At 70.1% G+C, this 18,556-nt stretch carries 19 protein-coding genes; 7 read left to right on the top strand and 12 right to left on the bottom strand.

The genetic code is table 11. From position 1 onward, the window contains the following. Window positions 1-83 precede the first annotated feature (83 nt). Complete coding sequence (locus tag O3597_RS06885; RefSeq protein ID WP_164448186.1) at window positions 84-893, top strand: metal-dependent hydrolase; 810 nt, start codon at window positions 84-86, stop codon at window positions 891-893. A gap of 20 nt (window positions 894-913) precedes the next feature. Next, window positions 914-1,807, top strand: a complete 894-nt coding sequence (locus O3597_RS06880; RefSeq protein WP_281604495.1) for an amidohydrolase family protein — start codon at window positions 914-916, stop codon at window positions 1,805-1,807. Between the two features lie 102 nt (window positions 1,808-1,909). Here the strand turns inward: O3597_RS06880 and O3597_RS06875 are convergent, their stop codons facing one another. The 5 genes from O3597_RS06875 to rox all read right to left on the bottom strand — a co-directional run bounded on the left by O3597_RS06875 (window position 1,910) and on the right by rox (window position 7,683). Continuing rightward, window positions 1,910-2,503, bottom strand: coding sequence for an NTP transferase domain-containing protein (locus O3597_RS06875; protein ID WP_164448187.1), 594 nt, complete (start codon window positions 2,501-2,503; stop codon window positions 1,910-1,912). Window positions 2,504-2,805: 302 nt separating this feature from the next. Then, complete coding sequence (locus O3597_RS06870; RefSeq protein ID WP_164448188.1) at window positions 2,806-3,912, bottom strand: hypothetical protein; 1,107 nt, start codon at window positions 3,910-3,912, stop codon at window positions 2,806-2,808. A gap of 203 nt (window positions 3,913-4,115) precedes the next feature. Beyond that, the gene (locus O3597_RS06865; protein ID WP_281604494.1) at window positions 4,116-5,822 is read right to left on the bottom strand and encodes a bifunctional 3'-5' exonuclease/DNA polymerase; all 1,707 of its coding nucleotides are present in this window, start codon (window positions 5,820-5,822) and stop codon (window positions 4,116-4,118) included. A gap of 25 nt (window positions 5,823-5,847) precedes the next feature. Next, window positions 5,848-6,222, bottom strand: coding sequence for a nitroreductase family deazaflavin-dependent oxidoreductase (locus tag O3597_RS06860; RefSeq protein WP_281603550.1), 375 nt, complete (start codon window positions 6,220-6,222; stop codon window positions 5,848-5,850). Between the two features lie 27 nt (window positions 6,223-6,249). Then, entirely contained in the window at window positions 6,250-7,683 is a 1,434-nt protein-coding gene (rox, locus tag O3597_RS06855) for a rifampin monooxygenase (protein WP_281603549.1), read from the bottom strand. Between the two features lie 222 nt (window positions 7,684-7,905). On the opposite strand from rox, the gene O3597_RS06850 reads away from it, so the two are divergent. The 3 genes from O3597_RS06850 to O3597_RS06840 all read left to right on the top strand — a co-directional run bounded on the left by O3597_RS06850 (window position 7,906) and on the right by O3597_RS06840 (window position 10,128). Then, window positions 7,906-8,547 carry a GyrI-like domain-containing protein gene (locus O3597_RS06850; protein ID WP_281603548.1) on the top strand — a complete coding sequence of 214 codons (642 nt, stop codon included), beginning with the start codon at window positions 7,906-7,908 and terminating at the stop codon, window positions 8,545-8,547. 31 nt (window positions 8,548-8,578) lie between these two features. Continuing rightward, window positions 8,579-9,547 (top strand): GNAT family N-acetyltransferase, encoded by a 969-nt coding sequence (locus O3597_RS06845; RefSeq protein ID WP_164448192.1) that lies wholly within the window; start codon window positions 8,579-8,581, stop codon window positions 9,545-9,547. 215 nt (window positions 9,548-9,762) lie between these two features. Beyond that, window positions 9,763-10,128: a GntR family transcriptional regulator gene (locus tag O3597_RS06840; protein ID WP_164448193.1), complete on the top strand. Its 366-nt coding sequence runs from the start codon at window positions 9,763-9,765 to the stop codon at window positions 10,126-10,128. Window positions 10,129-10,202: 74 nt separating this feature from the next. On the opposite strand, the gene O3597_RS06835 is transcribed toward O3597_RS06840, so the two are convergent. Beyond that, on the bottom strand, window positions 10,203-10,595 hold the full coding sequence (locus O3597_RS06835) for a nuclear transport factor 2 family protein (protein WP_164448194.1): 393 nt from the start codon (window positions 10,593-10,595) through the stop codon (window positions 10,203-10,205). 58 nt (window positions 10,596-10,653) lie between these two features. Further along, window positions 10,654-11,706, bottom strand: coding sequence for a CPBP family intramembrane glutamic endopeptidase (locus O3597_RS06830; protein WP_281603547.1), 1,053 nt, complete (start codon window positions 11,704-11,706; stop codon window positions 10,654-10,656). A 137-nt stretch (window positions 11,707-11,843) separates the two neighbouring features. Here O3597_RS06830 and O3597_RS06825 point away from each other — a divergent pair, with 137 nt between their 5' ends. Further along, a complete protein-coding gene (locus tag O3597_RS06825) occupies window positions 11,844-12,392 on the top strand; it encodes a TetR/AcrR family transcriptional regulator (RefSeq protein WP_216592201.1) in 549 nt (182 codons plus the stop codon). Continuing rightward, window positions 12,389-13,186, top strand: a complete 798-nt coding sequence (locus O3597_RS06820; protein WP_281603546.1) for a methyltransferase domain-containing protein — start codon at window positions 12,389-12,391, stop codon at window positions 13,184-13,186. The genes O3597_RS06825 and O3597_RS06820 overlap by 4 nt, the downstream gene beginning before the upstream one ends. 70 nt (window positions 13,187-13,256) lie before the next feature. Here O3597_RS06820 and O3597_RS06815 read toward each other — a convergent pair whose 3' ends face one another. The 5 genes from O3597_RS06815 to O3597_RS06795 are packed head-to-tail and all read right to left on the bottom strand — an operon-like array spanning window position 13,257 to window position 18,372. Further along, a complete protein-coding gene (locus tag O3597_RS06815) occupies window positions 13,257-14,219 on the bottom strand; it encodes a carbohydrate ABC transporter permease (RefSeq protein WP_281603545.1) in 963 nt (320 codons plus the stop codon). Between the two features lie 13 nt (window positions 14,220-14,232). Further along, entirely contained in the window at window positions 14,233-15,174 is a 942-nt protein-coding gene (locus tag O3597_RS06810; protein WP_281603544.1) for a sugar ABC transporter permease, read from the bottom strand. Window positions 15,175-15,197: 23 nt separating this feature from the next. Continuing rightward, complete coding sequence (ngcE, locus tag O3597_RS06805; protein ID WP_164448200.1) at window positions 15,198-16,601, bottom strand: N-acetylglucosamine/diacetylchitobiose ABC transporter substrate-binding protein; 1,404 nt, start codon at window positions 16,599-16,601, stop codon at window positions 15,198-15,200. 26 nt (window positions 16,602-16,627) lie between these two features. Further along, window positions 16,628-17,377 carry an SIS domain-containing protein gene (locus O3597_RS06800; protein WP_164448201.1) on the bottom strand — a complete coding sequence of 250 codons (750 nt, stop codon included), beginning with the start codon at window positions 17,375-17,377 and terminating at the stop codon, window positions 16,628-16,630. Continuing rightward, window positions 17,374-18,372, bottom strand: coding sequence for a MurR/RpiR family transcriptional regulator (locus tag O3597_RS06795; protein WP_164448202.1), 999 nt, complete (start codon window positions 18,370-18,372; stop codon window positions 17,374-17,376). Before O3597_RS06795 ends, O3597_RS06800 begins: the two co-directional genes overlap by 4 nt. Window positions 18,373-18,556 lie beyond the last annotated feature (184 nt).

Genomic DNA, 18,556 nt, shown 5'->3' with positions numbered 1-18,556 from the left:
CGAGGATGGTCCCCCTGCGGCGCCGCCGCGAACTACAGTGGCGTAGTTTTGGCGCTCAAGATCCCTGGGGAGGGCGAGCCGAGATGATGGGACCGTCGCACGCGCTGTCTGGCGCGGCGGTATGGCTGAGCGGGTCCTGGGCGCTACAGCACTTCTACGACTACGAGCAGTCGCCGTTGGCGTTGGCCGTCGGCACCGCCGTCTGCGCCGGTGGGGCGCTGCTGCCCGATCTCGACCTGTCCGGCAAGGTCACCCGCAACCAGGGTGGCGCCACCGTGGCCCGCACGTTCGGCGTCTTCTCGCTGTTCATCGCCGAGGTGGTGGAGAAGGTCTCGCTCGGCGTCTACTACGCCACCAAGCTCAGCCGCGATCCCAAGCGCAGCAACGGTCACCGGACGCTCACCCACACCATCCCGTTCACGGTGCTGGTGGGTTGGGGCACCACCACACTTTGCGCGCGGTACGGCAAGTGGGCGGTCATCGGCATCCTGTTCTTCATGATCGGTCTCGCCCTGCGGGGCCTGTTCGACGAGTGGGCCGAGCGCGCGGGCTGGGTCATCGTCACCCTGGTCTCGGCCGGCGCGGCCTCGTTCACCGCCGCGAACCTGCCCGGCGACCGGGGTTATCCGATGATCGGGTTGGCCGTCGGCGTGGGCTGTTTCGTGCATATCATCGGTGACATGATCACCCGGGCCGGCGTACCGATCCTGTGGCCGATTCCGATCAAACGCCGGATGTGGACACCGATCAGCCTGCCCGACAGCATCGCGCTGCGGGCCGGCGGCAAGACCGAGATCGTCGTGGTCCGCACCGCGCTGACCGTCGTGTCGGTGCTGGCCGCGGTCGGGCTGGTCGCTCCCTCGGTGCTGCAGAAGTTCAACCTCGACCTGTGAGTGTCGAAGCCGTCGACCCGGTGATCGTGGCCGCCGACGAGGTGGTGCCACGGTTCTGGCAACGGCTCGGCCTGCCCGGTCTGGCCGACGTGCACGTGCACTTCCTGCCGCCGAGGCTGCGCCGCCGGGTGTGGGAGTACTTCGACTCGGCCGGCCCGCTGGTGGGGCTGGAGTGGCCGATCCGCTACCGGTGGAGCGACGCCGAACGGGTCGACCACCTCCGTCGGCTGGGGGTACGGGCGTTCAGCGCGCTCGCGTACGCCCACCGGCCCGGCATGGCGGAGCAACTGAACCGGTGGACGCTGGACTTCGCCCGCGACACCCCTGGATGCCTGCCCTCGGCCACCTTCTTCCCCGAGCCGACGGCGCCGCGCTACGTCGCCGAGGCGATCGACGCCGGTGCCCGGGTGTTCAAGGTGCACGTCCAGGTCGGCGGTTTCGCCCCCACCGACGCGGCGTTGGCGCCGGTGTGGGACCTGCTCACCGAGGCCGGCGTGCCGGTGGTCGTGCACGCCGGGCACGCGCCGGTGGGCACCGCGCACACCGGGCCGGAGCCGTTCGCCGCACTGCTCGCCCGGCACCCCCGGCTGCCCGCGATCGTCGCCCACCTGGGTGCTCCGGACTATTCCGCCTTCCTGGATCTCGCCGACCGGCACGAGCGGGTACGCCTGGACACCACGATGGCGTTCACGCCCTTCTTCGACCGGTTCGTGCCCTTCCCCGCCGACGAACTGCCCCGACTGCGTGCGCTGGGGCTGGCCGGCAAGGTGCTACTGGGCAGCGACTTCCCCAACATCCCCTACCCGTACGCCGACCAGTTGACCGGCCTGGCCCGGCTCGACCTGGGCGACGACTGGCTGCGGACGGTCTGCTGGCAGGCCGCCGCCGACCTGTTCGACCTGCCCACACCCTGACCGGTCGCCCCCACCCAGCCCTGTTGATCATGAGGTTGGCGGCACTCTCTGATCTTCAACCTGCCGCCAACCTCATGATCAACCACCGGAAAGGGTGGGTGGTCAGACGCCGACGCGTTGTTCGGGGACGGTTAGGCCGTACAGGGCCATCAGCTCGGGGGTGTCGACGCGGCTGCCGTCGGCGACCGCGTCGCAGGCGATGTCGACGATCTGGTCCTTGTGCGCCAACAGGTACGGGCGGGCGCCGACATCGGCACTGGCCAGGGTGGCGATGCCCGGCCAGTGTCGGCGGCCGAACAGCATCGGGTAACCGCGTAGGCCGTTGTAGGTGGCACAGACCAGCACGTCGGGGAAGGGCAACGCGGCTACCCGACGGACCGCCGCGGCGGTGAGCCCCGGCATGTCCACCGGCACCACCACCGCCGCCTCGACCCGGTCGTCGTCGATGCCGGCCAGGCCGGCCCGGATGGACGAACCCACGCCGGTACCCCAGGCGCGGTTGACCACCACCGTGGCGCGACTCAGGTCGGCGGTCTCGCGGACCTGGTCGGCCGCGGCACCGAGGACGACCACGATCTGCCCGCAGCCCGCCTCCGTCAGCGTGTCGATCATCTGGTCGACCAGCGGCTTGCCGCCCTGGTGCAGCAGGGCCTCCGGCCCGCCGATCCGACGGCCACCCCCCGCAGCGATGATCATTCCTGCGATCCGGTTCAGAGCTGCGCTCCCTCCAGCGTGGGAGCGGTCGGGGCCACGTGACCCCGACCCTCCCGTCCTACGCACACCGTTTGCAACGACAGCGGTCGGAGGAGAGTGGCGGGGCATTTGGTGTAAATTGGGTATCTATCCGGACTGCACGGACATCTCTCGGCCCACGTCCGCACACGCGACCAGCACGGAGATCCTCGGCTGTCCGCTCAGCTCTACCTGGCTGGGACACACAATGGGTGACACCGCCCGTCGCGTGGCGCGGGTCGGACAGATGCCGAGAGCACGCCGGGTCACGGCTCGCGACGGGTGGCCAGCCGCAGCCGGCGCTTGACGCCACCGGCCGCGCGGGTCCGCAGCCGGGCGAGGACGTTCACGTTGTCGGGCTGGTCCTCCAGCCGCTGACTGAGGGTGTCGGCGTTGTCCAGCATGCCGACGATGGTCTCGACGGCGACCTGGAGCAACTGGTCCTCGCTCAGTTCGTCGGGGCTGAGGCTCTCCCGCATCGCGATGGGCCGCAGCTCGTCGAGGTCACCGACGATCCGACACGGATAGTCCTGAAGCTCCTTGATCTGTTGCTCGGCCAGCTCCCGCACCCAGTCGGCCCGGTCCAGACCGACGCCGAACGACACCCCCTCGCGCCGCTTGAGCACGGCGTCGACCAGGTGCCGGTGGACCACCTTCTGGTACGGCGTCCGCAGCGGATACCTGTCGCCCAACGCCAGGTTGACCCGGCGGAGCAGTTCGATCTCGGCCGCGCCGAGCGACGGGTTCGAGGTGGGTTCGGCCAGCTCGCACAGCCCGTCGGGAATGCCCAGGATGCCGGCGAACCGTTGCCACAACAGGTCCCTCGGTGCGCCGGGCGGCGGAACCGTCACCAGGTACCGGTGCTGCGCGGGGACCAGGTCGCCCCAGCGGCGCAGCATGGCCGGTGCGGTGTGGTTGTGCCAGAAGGCGTTGGCCCTGCCCTCCTCGACGGCGCGCAGGAAGGCCCCGAACCGCCAGCCGCTGCGCGCCCGGACGCTCTGCTGCCAGAAGGACGGGAACGTCCGCCACAGGTCACGGCCGGCCGCGATGACGTGGACCTCGGCGGCCTCCAGGCTCTGCACCGCCCGGGCGGCCTGGGCATCGGTCGCCGCGCCCAGCCCTTCGTTGCTGATGATCGCGTCACCGGGCCAATCGCGTACCTTCTCGGCCAGCCGGTCCCACGTCCAGTAGGCGTCACTGTCCCGCCAGGGCGCCGCGCGCAGATCCGCCATCGCGTGGTCGTGCGCCGCCGCACTGGCCGGCAACAGAATGCCGGCGTCCGCCAGGGCGGCACTGTTGTTCCAGAGCACGTTCTGCACATAGGTGCTTCCCGTTTTCGGCGCACCGATGTGCAGATAGACGCGTCTGGCCATGCCGCCTCCCTGGCATCGACATCACGTCGATCGACGTGGTCACGTTTTGCGGAGCCAGGGTGACATACCGCGGGCGTACGCCAAAACAGCGGGCGACGCCTTTTCGAGTGGGCTAATTCCCGGTTGTTCGAAGATGCACGGACCACGAAATCAAGGTGAACATTTCTTGCCGGCGTACGCGGTCGGCGGTTGGTCGAGAGCGATCACGCCGCGTCGGCGTAACACTCGACGATGGACAGATCCAACGGAAAGCGGACCGGTGTGTCCCCGAACAGCAGCGTGGTGGCGCGCCGACCGGCCCGGTCGACCGCCTCGGCGACCTGCGCGGCCTGCTCCGCCGGGCAGTGCACGATCACCTCGTCGTGTTGAAAGAAGACCAGCTCGGCCGGGCTGCCGGCCAACTCGCCGCGGAGCACCGCGAGCAGGGTGGACGCCCACTCGGCCGCGGTCGCCTGGATGACGAAGTTGCGGGTGAACCGGCCCCGGGACCGGGCCGCCCGGGCGCGCGGCGACTGGACGCCACCGGCATCGTCCGGGTCCACCGGGGCGTCGTCGGCACCGAATCCCCCCGTACCCGGCGGGCAGGTCCGCCCCAGCCAGGAGCGCACCAACCCGCCGGCCTCCCCGGTCCGTGCCGCCGTCTCGACGTGGTCGAACGCGGTCGGGTAGCTGTGTCGCAGCACCGCCAGGGCCGGGACCGCCGCCCCGCCGGTCTGCCCGTACATGGCGCCGAGCAGCGCCAGCTTGGCCCGGGCCCGGTCGCCGTCGAACGCGTCCCGGGCCAGCGCGGCGTAGAGATCACCGGTTGCCCCGGCGGCGGCGAGCCGGACGTCACCGGAGACGGCCGCCAGGACCCGTGGCTCCAGTTGCCCGGCGTCGGCCACCACGAACCGCCAGCCCGGGTCGGCCACCACCGCCCGGCGGATCACCTTCGGGATCTGCAACGCGCCGCCACCCCGGGTGGCCCACCGCCCGGACACCACGCCGCCCGGAACGTACTCCGGTCGGAACCGCCCGTCACGGACCCAGGCGTCCCGCCAGGCCCGGCCGTGTGCCGTCCAGATCCGGTACAGCTCCTTGTACTCCAGGACCAGCGGCACCGCCGGGTGATCGACCCCGCGCAGCACCCAGGCGCGGGTGTTCGGCAGCTCCACTCCGACCCGGGCGAACGCCTTCAGCAGCTCGGCCGGGCTGTCCGCGTGCACCTGCCGGACCCCGAACGCGTCGGCGATCCGCGCGGCCAGCTCCGCCAGCCGGCGCGGCGGCCCACCCATCGGAGAGGGCTCGCCCAGCAACTCGGCGAGCACCGCGTCGTGCACGTCGGCCCGCCAGGGCAGCCCGGCCGCACCCATCTCGGACGCGATCAGCGCACCGGCGGACTCGGCCGCCACCAGCAGCCGGAACCGTCCCGGATCACCGGTCGCCGCGACCCGGGTGAGCTGGTCGGCGTACACCCGGGTCAGCGCGGTGATGCCGGGACCCGGCGGACCCGGGACGGCGTCGAAGAGCGCGGTCTGACCCGCGCCGGGCGGGATGGCGGCGCGCGGCGGCGGATCGGCCGGCACCGGCGCACCGGTCAGCCGCGCCCAGGCCGCCGCCAGCGCGCGCGGCTCACCCCACCGGCCGGCGTACCCGAGCAGCAGCGCCTCGGTCAGCTCCACGTCGTGGCACCGTTGCACCGCGACCCCGGCGCGTAGCAGCGTCGGGTAGAGCGCGGCCCCCGACGCCCACACCCAGCGCGGCCGATCGGTGCGCTCGCGGGCGGCCACCGCGGCGGCGAGGTCGACGACCGGTTCGGGCGCGCCCAGCGGCGCTCCGGCCGGGTCGAGAGGGTGCAGCACTCCTCCACCCCGCTCGTCAGAGACCACCGCCACCAGCACGGACGTGATTCTGCCCGGCCCGTGCGACAGACCGGTGCCGACCTCCGTCCGCTCGTCAGCCCGGCCGGACGTTCATCCGCAGCAGTTCGGACTCGTCGGAGACACCCGGTGGCGCCTTGGTGCCCGCCGGGAGCAGCGACCAGACCTCCTGCTTGCGCACCAACCGGGGATCATCCAACTGCACCTGCTCGCCGCCGACGGACAGCCGCGCCGTGCCCGCCGCCAGGACGTTTCGCACCCAGTCGGTACGCGGCCCGTACAGGGGCACGAAGAGGTATCCGTCGGGCAGCGGATGGGCGTCGAGCGGAGTCTGGTACGTCCTGCCGGACGACCTGCCGACATGGGTCAGGACCGGTCGGACCCCCCGACGGATCTCCCGGGGGTTGACGACCCGCTTGTTGAACCGGGCGAGCCAGCGCGGTAACGGCATGCAGACCTCCTCGTTCCTCGGTGCGCGTCAGTGAGCACCACCGAACCACCTGGCCAGCGCCACCTCAAGGGTCTGCTGGTCCTCGCCGACCCACGCGACGTGTCCGTCGGGCCGAAGCAGGACCGCCGGCGCGTCCAGTTCCTCGCTGGCGTCGACGACGTGGTCCACCCTGTCACGCCAGGCGTCCACCGAGAGCCGCCCGGTCTGGTCGAGCAGTAGCCCGGCGCCGGAGCGCAGCAGCTCGAACAGTCGCCCGCGGGTGAGCTGGACGTCACGCAGCCGCCGCCCGAGCAGGGCATGGTCCTCGCCGAGGTCGTACCGGACGCTGATCGCCGTGATCTTCTCGATCAGGTACCGATTGACGTCGTCGAAGTCCATCAGCCGCGTCAGCAACCGTCGGACGGCCTGCGGCCCCGGTTCGTTGGTGGTCAACTCCATCTGGGCACGCGTGTTGTCGAGCACGTCCGCCGCCACCGGATGCCGCTCGGACTCGTAGGTGTCCAACAGGTCGTCCGGCGCCCAGCCGTTGATCGCCGCCGCCAACTTCCAGCCCAGGTTGAACGCGTCCTGGATCCCGAGGTTCAGCCCCTGCCCGCCGAGCGGCGGGTGCACGTGCGCCGCGTCGCCGGCCAGGAACACCCGTCCAACCCGGTAACGCTCGGCCTGGCGGGTGGCGTCGCCGAAGCGCGACAGCCAGCGGGGCGAATGCACCCCGAAGTCGGTGCCCGCGTACGCCCGTAGCTGTTGCGTGAACTCGGCAAGCGTCGGCGGCGTCGACCGGTCCTCGACCACGCCCTGCGCCGGCACGACCACCCGGAACACCCCCGGCGTGCCAGACGGCCCGACGCCGAACCGCTTCTCGGTCCTGCGCACCTCGGTCACCACCTCGGTGATCTCCTCCGGAGACGCCGTGGCCGCCATCTCGCCCAGCAGCGTGTCCACCCGCGACGGCTCGCCGGGAAACCCGACCCCGAGCAGCTTGCGAACGGTGCTGCGTCCGCCGTCACAGCCGACCACGAACCGCGCGCGCACCGACGACGCGCTGCCGTCACCGAGCTGGACGGTCACCCCGTCGTCGTCCTGCGCCAACCCGACCGCCGCGCAGCCCCGCCAAATCTCAGCTCCCATCTCGGCCGCATGCGCGGCGAGCAGCCGGTCGGTGAGCGGCTGCGGAATGCCGAGCACATATCCGTGGGCGGTGTCCAGCCCGTCGGGGGCTGGTTTGTCGATCCCCGCGAAGAATCCCCGGATCGGAAACTGCTTACCGTTCTCCAGGAACCGCTCCAACAGCCCGCGCTGATCCATCACCTCGATACTGCGCACGTGCAGCCCGAGCGACCGTACGAACGGTGGCGGCTCGGCCTCCTTGTCCAGCACGAGCACGCTGGCGTGCCGTAGCCGCAATTCGCTCGCCAGCATCATGCCGGTCGGCCCACCACCGACGATTATCACATCGAACATGAATCCCCCAGGTATGCCAATTCCTTCGCTCGGCGGACGATGTTGCGCCACGACCGGGGTCTTGCCGCAATCCCCGGGGTGCGGTATATGTTGACAGTGGCAAGGAGTTCTTCTCCTTGCCACTGTGCTTTTCGGGTCCAGCACGCCAATCCGTCGCCCGGGTCGTTAGCCTGGGCGCGTGACGGTCGACCTCTTCGCCGGGCGCACAGGTCCAGGCACGCGATGACAGACAAGATCGACTTCAGGAAGACCATCGACGCCTACCGGGCACCACCGGGACGGTTCCGGATCGTCGACGTACCCGACCTGCGGTACCTCATGATCGACGGCCACGGCGATCCGAACACCTCACCCGCGTTCACCACCGCCGTCGAGGCGCTCTATCCGGTGGCGTACAAGCTGAAGTTCGCCAGCAAGCGCGACCTCGGCCGCGACTACGTCGTTCCGCCACTGGAGTGCCTGTGGTGGGCCGACGACATGGCCGCCTTCACCACGTCACGGGACAAGTCACTGTGGAACTGGACCCTGCTGCTCATGGTTCCGGACTGGATCGACCGGGCCATGTTCGACGCCGCCATCGGGCAGGCGGGAGCGAAGAACAAGCCGGTACGCCTCGACGACATCCGCCTGGAACCGTTGTCCGAGGGGCGATGCGTACAGACACTGCACGTGGGCTCCTTCGACGACGAAGCCGCCGTGCTCGCCGACCTGCATGACGAGTTCATCCCGGCCCAGGGGCTGCGCATGACCGGACGGCATCACGAGATCTATCTCAGTGACTTCCGCAGGGTCGCACCCGACAGACGGCGCACCATCCTGCGGCAGCCGGTCACCGCCGAGGCCGCGCCGTCGAAACCAGGATGACCGCGACACCGGCGGCGCGTAGGGTCCGGCCATGCCCCGCACCGAGCTGCGGCCGTTCACGGCCGCCGACCTGGCTGCCTGCGCCACATTGCTCGCCGAACGACACCGCCGGCACCGCGTCGCCCAGCCGCTGCTGTCCGCCCGGTTCGAGGACGCCGCCGCGACGCTGGCCGAGCTGACCACCGGGTACGAGACGCCGGACGCCTCGGGGGCGGTCGCCTACCGCGGCGGCGTACCGGTGGGTTTCGTCCTCGGTGCGCCGAAGCCGTCCCAGCTGTGGGGGCCGAACATCTGGGTGGAGGCCGCCGGGCTGGCGGCCACCGATCCCGAGGTGCTGCGCGACCTGTACGCGCTCGCCGCGACCCGCTGGGTCGACGAGGGCCGCACGGCACACTACGTCGTCGTGCCGGCGCACGACCCGGAGCTGGTGCAAGCCTGGTTCCGGCTGGGCTTCGGCCAGCAGCACGCGCACGCCATCCGACCCGCCGCCCCACCGGCGGCGGTCACGCCGGCCGGGCTGTCGGTGCGTCGGGCGACCCGGGCCGACATCCCGGCACTCGCCCAGCTCGATCTCGAGTTGCCGCGGCACCAGGGACGGTCGCCGACGTTCTCGGCCGGCCCGATGGGCACGCTCGAGGAAGCCGCCGCCGAATGGGCGGCGGACATCGACAACCCCGCGTACGCCACCTTCGTGGCCGAAGCGGACGGCCAGGTCATCGGCTCCGCCATCGGCTGCGCACTGGAGAGGTCGAGCTCGCACCTGAGCCTGGCCCGCCCCGAACACGCCGGGTTCCTCGGGTTCGCGGCGGTCGTGCCGCACGCCCGGGGCGTCGGCGCCGGACGGGCCCTCGGCACCGCGGTCGTCGACTGGGCGGTGTCCGCCGGCTTCGACAGCGTGGTCACCGACTGGCGAGTCACCAACCTGCTCTCCTCGCGAGCCTGGCCGAAGCTGGGCTTCACCGAGACGTTCCTGCGGCTGCACCGGCTGATCCGCTACTGACCACCGCATCCGGCCGCCGTGGGACGGCATACCCGGCCGGATCACCCGACGGGTTCGATCCGCAGGACTGCGCCGGTGTCGCTGATCTCGACGACCACCAGGCTCCCGGCGTCGAGGTTGATACTGCCGCATTCTTTGACTCATTATGAGAAAACAGAACTTGCGACATTCGGGGGTCGTGACATGCGACAGACAGATCTCACGGAAGCCGCCCGATGATCGTCATCGACACGGCCTCGCCGACGCCGCCGTACGAGCAGCTCCGGGCTCAGCTAGCGAGGCAGATCCAGGACCGCTCGCTCGCCGTCGGCACCAGACTGCCGACGATCCGCCGCCTCGCGGGCGACCTCGGTCTCGCCATCAACACCGTCGCACGGGCATATCGGGAGCTGGAGGAGGCCGGGCTGATCGAGACCCGCGGTCGGGCCGGCTCGTTCGTCTCGGCCGCCGGTGAGCAGGCCCGTGAGCGGGCCCGCCGCGCCGCTCGCGACTACGCGGAGGTCGTCACCAGCGTCGGCATCGACCCCACCGAGGCCATCCGGATCGTCAAGGCGGCACTGGGCCACGCTCCGGCACCGTGACGGCCGCCGCCAGACACCCCTGCACGGCCGTTGAGCTTCGTCGCAGCGGTCGTGCAGGGCGAGAGTTTTCTCGGTCACGATCCGTCCGGCGGGTCGGCCGGCTGCTGTCCCGGCCAGAACGGCCACTCCTCGAACGACCGGCAACGTCCGTCGTCAGCGAAGCGGATGATCCAGAGGTCGCGGTACTCCTGGTCGACCGGGTCGCCATAGCGGACCTCCTGGCGCGACACCGCGGTGTCGCCGTCGACCGCGACGATGTCCGTGGTCATCTCGAACACCTCGTCGGGGCCCTTGCGCTGCTGCTCCCACATCCGGGCGATGGCCGGCAGGCCGACCACGGGCGTCCAGTACGGTCCCTGCTGGTAGCTCGCGTCCTCGGTGAAGAGCGTGTCCAGTTCCTGCGTGCCCGGCGTCCGCCAGAGCCGCTCGTAGACGGCGATCCAGTCGGCGACCTGCTTCCTGTCCATGGACAACACCCTGCCATCCGACGGGCGGCCGGCGGCGGGATCGTGGACACCTCCGACGCTATTCGCCGGTCCGAGTGCACCGCTCGCGCAGCCACACGAGCAGCACCATGGCGATGTTGACGACGGCGAGGATCAGCAGGGACGCGTCGCCGGTGTCGGTGGACCTGTCGATCGCGAAGCCCTCACCGCCGGCCATCACCGTGTTGACGGTCGTGAACAGGACGTTGTTGGCGACGTGGAACGCAACCGGGGCCTCGATGCCGCGGCTGATGATCGCCATCAGCCCGGTGGAGACGCCGAACGCGGCGTAGTAGCCGAACAGCCAGGGGTCGGTCGACCCGTGAACCACGGCGAAGCCCAGGCTGGAGATCACCAGCCCGAGGGCCAGGGCCGGCCGGACCTTACGCACCCAGGACGCGGCGGCGGGCAGCACGGCGCTTCGGAACATCAACTCCTCGCCGGTGGCCTGGATCGGGGTGCTCAGCAGAACGATCACCAGCATGGCGATCGTCGTGCCCGTGACGCCGAAGCCGGTCCAGCCCGGCGCGTCGGGTGCGACAAGCGCCACCACACCGATCCCGGCGCCCACCAGCAGCGCCGCGCCGAGCAGGTACCGCACCAGGCGGCCTGCGTCGAACGTTCGCGGGAAGCTGATCAGGCTGCGCCATGGCACCCTGGCGGTCCACGCCAGGAGCAGGATCGCCAGCACGCCCGCCACGCCCACGCTGATGTTGACAGCCAGGAACTTCAGCGGAGTGAAGGTGGGTGCCATCGGATCGTCGCTACCCTCGACGACACCGACCACCAGATAGAGCAGAACCTGCAGGACCAGCATCACCAGCGGCGGCACGACGATGACCAGGAGCGGCTTCCACCAGTTCATCCGCAGGTGGGCGCCGAAGGGTCGGGAGCTGTCGACCGCTGGTCGGGACCGCGCGGGGGTCAGCCGGGTACTGGGCATTTCATCCATTGCAGCGCGCGCCGCTCGCACCGGACAGGGCCGCGATGTCACCACCTGACCATGACATTCCCGCAGCCAGACAGGTGACGCGATGTCACTGGCGCCCACGAGGCCGACACCGACAGTGCGACACAACCCATCGCCCGGCACACCAGCGCCGCCCCCGCCTCCGCCGACGTGGTGCGCGGTTCGCTACGGCTGCTGCTGTCCGGGCCGACCAGCTCACGGATCCGAGGGCGGAGGGTGCGGTCTTGTTTGTAAGTGGTTACTAGTGTCAGGCTCCGGCTGTGGTGGAACAACGGAGCACGGCCCGACGACGGCGTGCGGACGCGATCGACATCGGCATGCGGGTCTTCGCCGACCACGGGCTGACAACAGCGTCGATACAGAAGGTGGCCGACCGGATGGGCGTGTCACAGCCGTACGTCTTCCGGCTCTTCGGCAGTAAGCGCAACCTGTTCCTGGCCTGTCTGGACGAGTTGGAGGCCCGGATCGGGCAGGTGCTCCAGCAGGAGGCCGGCGTGCATCCGGCCGAGCCGTTGCCGGCGATGCGCGCCGGCTTCCGGACGCTCATCGCGGACGGCGTCGTGACCGGCCTATGGTTGCAGGCCTGCGCTGCGGCCCGCTCCGACGAGGTGGTCGCGGCGCACTGCCGGGCCCTGGTCGGCCGGGTTCTGCAGCACGCCGGGCGGTTGTCCAGCGCCGGGCCGCAGGAGCTGCGGGGCACCCTCGCGCTCGGCGCGTTGGTGGTGATGCTCCAGGCGTTGGGCATGGACCTGAGCGAGGGCAGCCAGGCCGCGGTCGACTCGCTACGCGAGGCGGAGGCGACGTCATGACCGGAGGGAGTGAGGTGGTGGACGTGTTCGGGTCGACAGCCGAGCTGTACCAGAGCGTCCGGCCGGGCTATCCGCCCGAGATCGCCGACCAGATCGTCGCCTACCACGGCGGCACGCCGACGTCGGTTGTCGAGATCGGTGCCGGCACCGGCAAAGGGACCGACGTGCTCGCCCGCGTCGGCGCACCCCTGATCTGCCTCGAACCCGACCCACGAATGGCGACACTGCTGGCCACCCGGCATCCGCACGTTCGCATCCACGGCGACATCTTCGAACAGTGGACGCCGCCCGCCGGCGGGGTCGACGTGCTGGCCTGCGCCATGGCCTGGCACTGGCTGGACCCGGCCACCCGCAACACGCGCGCTCGCCAGGCACTCGCGCCCGGCGGCACCTTGGCGATCTTCGGGCACCGCTACGACTACGCCGAACCCGATCAACGGGCGGCGGTCCGGGCCGCGCTGCACGGGATCGACCCGACCGTACGGGAACGGCCGGCGGACTGGTTCCATCAGGACGTCGTCGACCACGGGCAGTTTCTCGACGTCCGCAAGGAGGTCTTCGGTCACGAACTGCCGCTGGCCAAGGAACGCTACCTCGACCTGGTACGGACCTTCGGACCGTTCCTGACCCGGTCGCCGGAGCAGCAGCAACGCGGGCTGGCCGCGCTCGGCCGACTGGTCGACGAGTTCGGTGGCGCCGTGACGCTCAACCTGCGTACCACCCTGGTGCTGGGCCGGGCCGGACGGCGGACCGGCGCCGTCAGGGGACGTCCCGCGCGACGCGCTCTGCCATGACCGCGCTCGGTCCGGGATCGGTCGGCCTCGCGTGAAGGCCGTCGTGTCCCGGACCGAGCACCTCCTGCGGTTACTTGCTGACGCCGGCGGTGAGGCCGGACTGCACCTGGCGTTGGAAGACGATGTAGACGATGAGCACCGGCAGCATCGCCATGGTGACCCCGGCGAACAGGCCGGACCAGTCGGAACGGTAGCCCTGGTTGACCGACAGCTCGATCAGGCCCTGGGAGATGACCTGGTTCTTCGGCTCCCCGGCCACCGACTGCATGAGCAGGGTCGGCAGGTACCACTGATTCCACTGGCCGAGGACGTTGAAGATGCCGATGCTGATCAGGCCCGGCTTGGCCATCGGCAGCATCACGCTGAAGAACAACCGGCTGTGCGAGGCACCGTCGACCATGCCCGCCTCGGCGATCGCGTTCGGCAGGGTACGGAAGAACGAGTGCATGAAGAAGACGGTGAACGACAGCGACCAGGCCACGTAGACCAGGATCAGCATGAAGTGGCTGTTCGGCCCGAGGAACGGCAGCACCACGCCGGTGTTGTAGACGCCCTTGAACAGCGGCACCGCGGCCAGGTAGATCGGCAGGGTCAGCCCGGACAGGAACATGTAGTAGATCAGCCGGTTGCCCCGGAACTCGTAGCGGGCGAGCACGTAGGCGGCCATCGAGCCGAGCAGCATGGTGAGGAAGACGCTGCCGGTCAGCACCAGGACGGTGTTGAGGAAGAACGAGCCGATGTGCCCCTCGGTCCAGGCCCGGGCGAAGTTGCCCCACTGCAACCGCTCGGGGATCAGCGACAGCGGCTTGCGGATGACCTCCGGGTCGGTCTTGAGCGCCGACATCACCACCCACAGCAGCGGGTAGACCACCATGATCGCCCAGACGGCGAGGAACAGGTGCGAGAAGCCGTTGAAGAACCGGGCCCCGGCGCGGCCGCCGCCGACGGCGGCGCGCGGTTCCGGCGTACGGCCGGGTGGTGGAGTCTGGTCGGGGCCGGCCAGGCCACCCGGGGTGTGGGTCACCGTGCTCATCGTCCAGGTCTCCTCAGTACTCGATCCGCTCACGACGGGTGATCCTCAGCTGGAGAGCGGCCAGCAGGATCGTGAAGATCGCCAGTGTCACGCCCATCGCACAGGCGTAGCCGAACTGGCCCTTCTGGAAGGCGGTGAAGTTCAGCACCGACGCGAAGATCTCACTGGCATGGTTCGGGCCCCCCTGGCTGGGCGTCATGACGAACACCAGGGCGTACATGTCCAGGGCGATGAAGCCCAGGTAGACCCACGCCACCGAGACGGTGTCCCGCAGCAGCGGCAGGGTGATCCGGAAGAAGGTGTGGAACCGGCCGGCGCCGTCGAGGATGGCCGCCTCGTAGACGTCCTTCGGGATGGACTGCATGGCCGCGGAGAAGAGCACCATGTAGAAGCCGGCGCCGCTCCAGACCGCGATCAGCAGCAGCCACCACAGCACCGCGGGTACGCCGAGGAAGGGCTCCGGGTCGTACATGAAGGTGATCGGCTCGTCCTCGCTGACCAGCCCGATCTTCATCAGCATGCCGTTGATGAGGCCCTGGCCGTCGGCGCGGTAGATCTGCTGCCACATCACCGCGATGACGACCAGGGACAGCACCTGCGGGAAGAAGAAGATCACCTTGTAGAGCCCGGAGCCGAACACTCCCCGGATGCCGGCCTTGTCCTCGCGTCCGCCCACGTTGAGCAGGAACGCGAGGAACAGGGCCAGCGCGATGGTGAACAGCGGCACGGTGATCAGGAAGAACACGTTGTGCCAGAACGCCTTCCTGATCAGCTCGTCGGAGAAGAGCCGGAGGTAGTTGTCCAGCCCGACGAACTGCTGCCTGTCGGAGTAACCTCCCCAGTCGGTCAGCGAGTACCCGGCGGCCTGCAGGAAGGGCCACACCACGTAGAAGAGGTACAGCCCGACCGGCAGGGCCAGGAAACCCGTGACGAAACGCGCAACACCGTGCCGCATGGGACTCACTCTTTCCGTTCGGATCAGGCGTCGCGGGTCTGCTTGGTGATCGACGAGTCCTTGGCGACCTTGTCGGCGGCGGCCTGCATCTTGTCGACGAACTGCGCGGCGGTCAGCCGGCCGGCCATCAGCTCGGCGGACAGGTTCTGGCTCTCCTTGTCCAGGTCGGCGTAGAAGTTCCAGAGCTTGATCGAGATCAGGTCCGAGCTGGCGTTCTTCATCAGCTCGTTGGCACTGGCCAGGGCGGCGTCCTGGACGTTGTCGCCGGAGCCCTTGGTGGAGGCCAGCGACTTGGTCAGCTCGGCGAACTTCGCCGAACCGGCCTTGGAGAGCACCGCGCGCAGGAACTCCTTGGCGGCGGCCTTGTTCGGCGCCTTGGCCGGGACGACGATGCCCTCGCCGGCACCGGCGTAGACGTCGTTGGGCGCCTTGTCGGTGGCGCCCAGGCCCCAGTAGTCGGAGATCTTCATCTCGAAGCCCGGCGGGATGGTCGCCGCCATCTCGTTCTTCAGCCAGGTACCGACCTGGATGAACGCGGCCTTGCCGTCGAGCCAGGCCTGCTGCGACTGGGTGTGGTCGAGCTTGCCGGGCAGCAGCAGCTTGTCCTTGACCAGCTTCTCCCACGCCTCGAGCGCCGGCAGGACGCCCTCGGCCCGCCAGGCGTTCTCCTTGAGGTTGTCGATGTCGATGACGGCCTGCTTGCCGGCGGACTTCCAGACCGTCGCCATCAGCGCCCAGCGCGGGTAGTAGCCGTGCACGGCGTCGTACACGTACGGTGCCATGCCCTTGGCCTTGATCTTCGGGGCGAGGGCGAAGAACTCGTCGAAGGTCTTCGGCGGGGTCCAGCCCTCCTTGTCGAACAGCACCGAGTTGTACCAGTTGCCCCAGACCGTGTAGGCCACGTTCACCACGAAGAACTTGCCCTGGTAGGTGCCGTCGCCGACGGTGCCCGGCAGCAGCGTGTCGGCCACGGTGCCCTCGCTGTCCCAGGCGGGCGCGGCGAGCAGGTCGTCCAGCGGCTCGATGGCCCCCTCGTTGACCAGGGTGCTGATGTCCATCATGTCGGCGCCGGAGTTCATCACGACGTCGCTGGGCTGCGTCGCCATCTTCGGCTGCTCTTCGGTCTTGATCTTCTGGGTGGAGCTCATGTTCACGGTGACGTTCGGGTACTTGGCGTTGAAGATCGCCTGGTCCTCCTTGGCCCAGGCGTCACCCAACCCACCGTTGAAGATGACCACCTTGACGGCGCTGCCGTCCTGCACGCCGAACGGGTTGTCGTTGCTCTTCTCCCCGGCGCTGTCGTCGTTCTGGCTCGGCGTGCTGCCGGCGCAGGCGCTGAGCAGACCGGCGGCCGGGGTCACCAGGAGGCCCGCGGCCGCCGCGCGGCGCAGCAGGGTCCGGCGGTCGAGATCGGGGGTAACGGACATCGTGTGACTCTCCTTGTGATGTCGGGTCAGGCGGTGCGCCGGAGACGCCCGGCGTACCGCGACTCGAGGGCGAGGTTGTGCTCGTCCCCACCGGGGACGTTGGCGGAGAGGTAGATAGGGGGTACCTCTCCGGCCTGGTGGAACCGTCGTACGACCTCCGCGGTCAGCAGCTGCGCCAGCAGCGCCGAGGTGACCGAGGAGACCGCACAGACCGCGCCGCCGCCCTCGAGCGGCAGCAGTGCGTCGCCGTACGGCGCGCCGTTGTCCAGCACGACGTCGGCGAGATCGACGAGCCGGCGGCCGGAGGGGTGCCGCGGGGCCACCCGTCCGGTGTGCTCGACCGAGGTGACCGCGATCAACGGGTGACCGCGTCCGGTGGCCAGCAGGGCCAGTTCGACCACCGAACCGTTGATGCCGGACTGGGACGCCACCACGAACACGTCCTGCGGCTGAGGTGCGGCGAGCGCGTAGAGCTGATGTGCGACGGCCGGGTCGCGCTCCAGCTTGGGGTCGGCGAGCACCTGGCGTGCGGCGTCGCCGTGCAGCACCAGGTCGTGCAGGGAGATCCGGTTGGTGGGTACCAGCCCACCGGCCCGGGCGACGAGTTCGGCGGCGAAGACCTCCGAGTGCCCCGCGCCGAACGCCTGCAGCACCCCACCGGCGCGCAGGCTGGTGGCGATCAGGTCGGCGGCCCGACCCAGCGCCTCGGACCCCCGCTCGACCAGCCGGTCGAGGACCGGCCGGACCGCCTCGGCGTACCCCTGGGCGCTGATCATGCGGTGGCCTCCCTCGCGGCCTTGTGCCCGTCGACGGCCTGGGCGGTACGCCGGAAGGCCGCGTGGGCGCGGTCGTGAGTACGTTGGGCGACGGCGATGTAGAGCAGGTCGAGCACGACCAGTTGCGGGTGCCGGGCCGACAGCGCGTCCGGCCGGAACGTGGTGGCCTGGCTGGCGGTGAGCAGCACGATGTCGGCCAGCTCGGCCAGCGGCGACCGGCGGAACCCGGTGAGCGCGATGGTGGTCGCGCCCCGGCTGCCACCCTCGGCGAGCATCTCGATGGCCTCGCGGGTCTGGCCGCTGTGCGAGATGCCCAACGCGACGTCACCGGGGCGCAGCAACGCGGCGGCGGCCAGCCCGGAGTGCACGTCGTTCCACGCCCACGCGGCCACGCCGATGCGGTGCAGGCTGAACTGCATCTCCTCGCCGACGAGTGCGCTGCCGCTGGCGCCGAAGATGTTCACCCGTTCGGCGCCGGCGATGGCGACGGCGGCCCGCTCCACCTCGCTCAGGTCGAGCAGCGCGGCGGTGTCGTGCATGGCCCGGGTGTCGGCGGCCATGATCTGCTCCAGCACCCGCTCCAGCGGGTCACCGGGTTGGATCTCGCGGCCGATGTCGACGGTCCAGCCGGCCGAGCGGGCCCGGCCGGTCTCGGCGGCGATGCCCAGTCGCAGGTCGGCGTAGCCGTCGAAGCCCATCGCCCGACAGAACCGGGTGACCGTGGCCGGCGACGTGCCGCTGCGTTCGGCCAATTCGACGATGGTGGCCCGGGCCGCCGCCTCCGGGTCGCTGAGCACGTGCTCGGCGACCCGGCGCAGCGCGCCGGTCAGTTCGGCGGCACCGGTGCGGACCCGAGCCAGTGTCCCGTCGGAGGTGACGAGGGCAGCGCGCCGGTCGATCCCGTCGGGGACGACACCGAGGGCACCCCGTCGATCGATCTCGTCGGCGTCGGCCACCGCGGTGCCCGCGGAGGTGTCCGACTCGTGATCAACCATGGGATGCCTTTCGGAAAAGACTGTTAACTGTTAGTGGTAAAAGTTCTTACTGAAGGCCCCTCCATGTCAAGACCATGGGCGAAGTTTTCAAACTGTTACCTGGCGCACAGCCCGTCACCGAGCCCGCCCGCCGCCCCGCGCCGATGCCGCGACCAGCATGAACGTGAGCCGGTCCAGGAGATGA

Origin of the sequence: Verrucosispora sp. WMMA2044 (assembly GCF_027497155.1) — a bacterium.
Lineage (GTDB): Bacteria > Actinomycetota > Actinomycetes > Mycobacteriales > Micromonosporaceae > Micromonospora > Micromonospora palythoicola.
This window is presented reverse-complemented; position numbering and strand designations above follow the sequence as displayed.

What these genes read in the sequence shown, in the direction of transcription:
- O3597_RS06885 (WP_164448186.1), top strand. Translation starts at nt 84, where the DNA reads ATGATGGGACCGTCGCACGCGCTGTCTGGCGCGGCGGTATGGCTGAGC.
- O3597_RS06875 (WP_164448187.1), bottom strand. Translation starts at nt 2,503, where the DNA reads ATGATCATCGCTGCGGGGGGTGGCCGTCGGATCGGCGGGCCGGAGGCC.
- O3597_RS06870 (WP_164448188.1), bottom strand. Translation starts at nt 3,912, where the DNA reads ATGGCCAGACGCGTCTATCTGCACATCGGTGCGCCGAAAACGGGAAGC.
- O3597_RS06860 (WP_281603550.1), bottom strand. Translation starts at nt 6,222, where the DNA reads ATGCCGTTACCGCGCTGGCTCGCCCGGTTCAACAAGCGGGTCGTCAAC.
- rox (WP_281603549.1), bottom strand. Translation starts at nt 7,683, where the DNA reads ATGTTCGATGTGATAATCGTCGGTGGTGGGCCGACCGGCATGATGCTG.
- O3597_RS06850 (WP_281603548.1), top strand. Translation starts at nt 7,906, where the DNA reads ATGACAGACAAGATCGACTTCAGGAAGACCATCGACGCCTACCGGGCA.
- O3597_RS06845 (WP_164448192.1), top strand. Translation starts at nt 8,579, where the DNA reads ATGCCCCGCACCGAGCTGCGGCCGTTCACGGCCGCCGACCTGGCTGCC.
- O3597_RS06840 (WP_164448193.1), top strand. Translation starts at nt 9,763, where the DNA reads ATGATCGTCATCGACACGGCCTCGCCGACGCCGCCGTACGAGCAGCTC.
- O3597_RS06835 (WP_164448194.1), bottom strand. Translation starts at nt 10,595, where the DNA reads ATGGACAGGAAGCAGGTCGCCGACTGGATCGCCGTCTACGAGCGGCTC.
- O3597_RS06820 (WP_281603546.1), top strand. Translation starts at nt 12,389, where the DNA reads ATGACCGGAGGGAGTGAGGTGGTGGACGTGTTCGGGTCGACAGCCGAG.
- O3597_RS06815 (WP_281603545.1), bottom strand. Translation starts at nt 14,219, where the DNA reads ATGAGCACGGTGACCCACACCCCGGGTGGCCTGGCCGGCCCCGACCAG.
- O3597_RS06810 (WP_281603544.1), bottom strand. Translation starts at nt 15,174, where the DNA reads ATGCGGCACGGTGTTGCGCGTTTCGTCACGGGTTTCCTGGCCCTGCCG.
- ngcE (WP_164448200.1), bottom strand. Translation starts at nt 16,601, where the DNA reads ATGTCCGTTACCCCCGATCTCGACCGCCGGACCCTGCTGCGCCGCGCG.
- O3597_RS06800 (WP_164448201.1), bottom strand. Translation starts at nt 17,377, where the DNA reads ATGATCAGCGCCCAGGGGTACGCCGAGGCGGTCCGGCCGGTCCTCGAC.
- O3597_RS06795 (WP_164448202.1), bottom strand. Translation starts at nt 18,372, where the DNA reads ATGGTTGATCACGAGTCGGACACCTCCGCGGGCACCGCGGTGGCCGAC.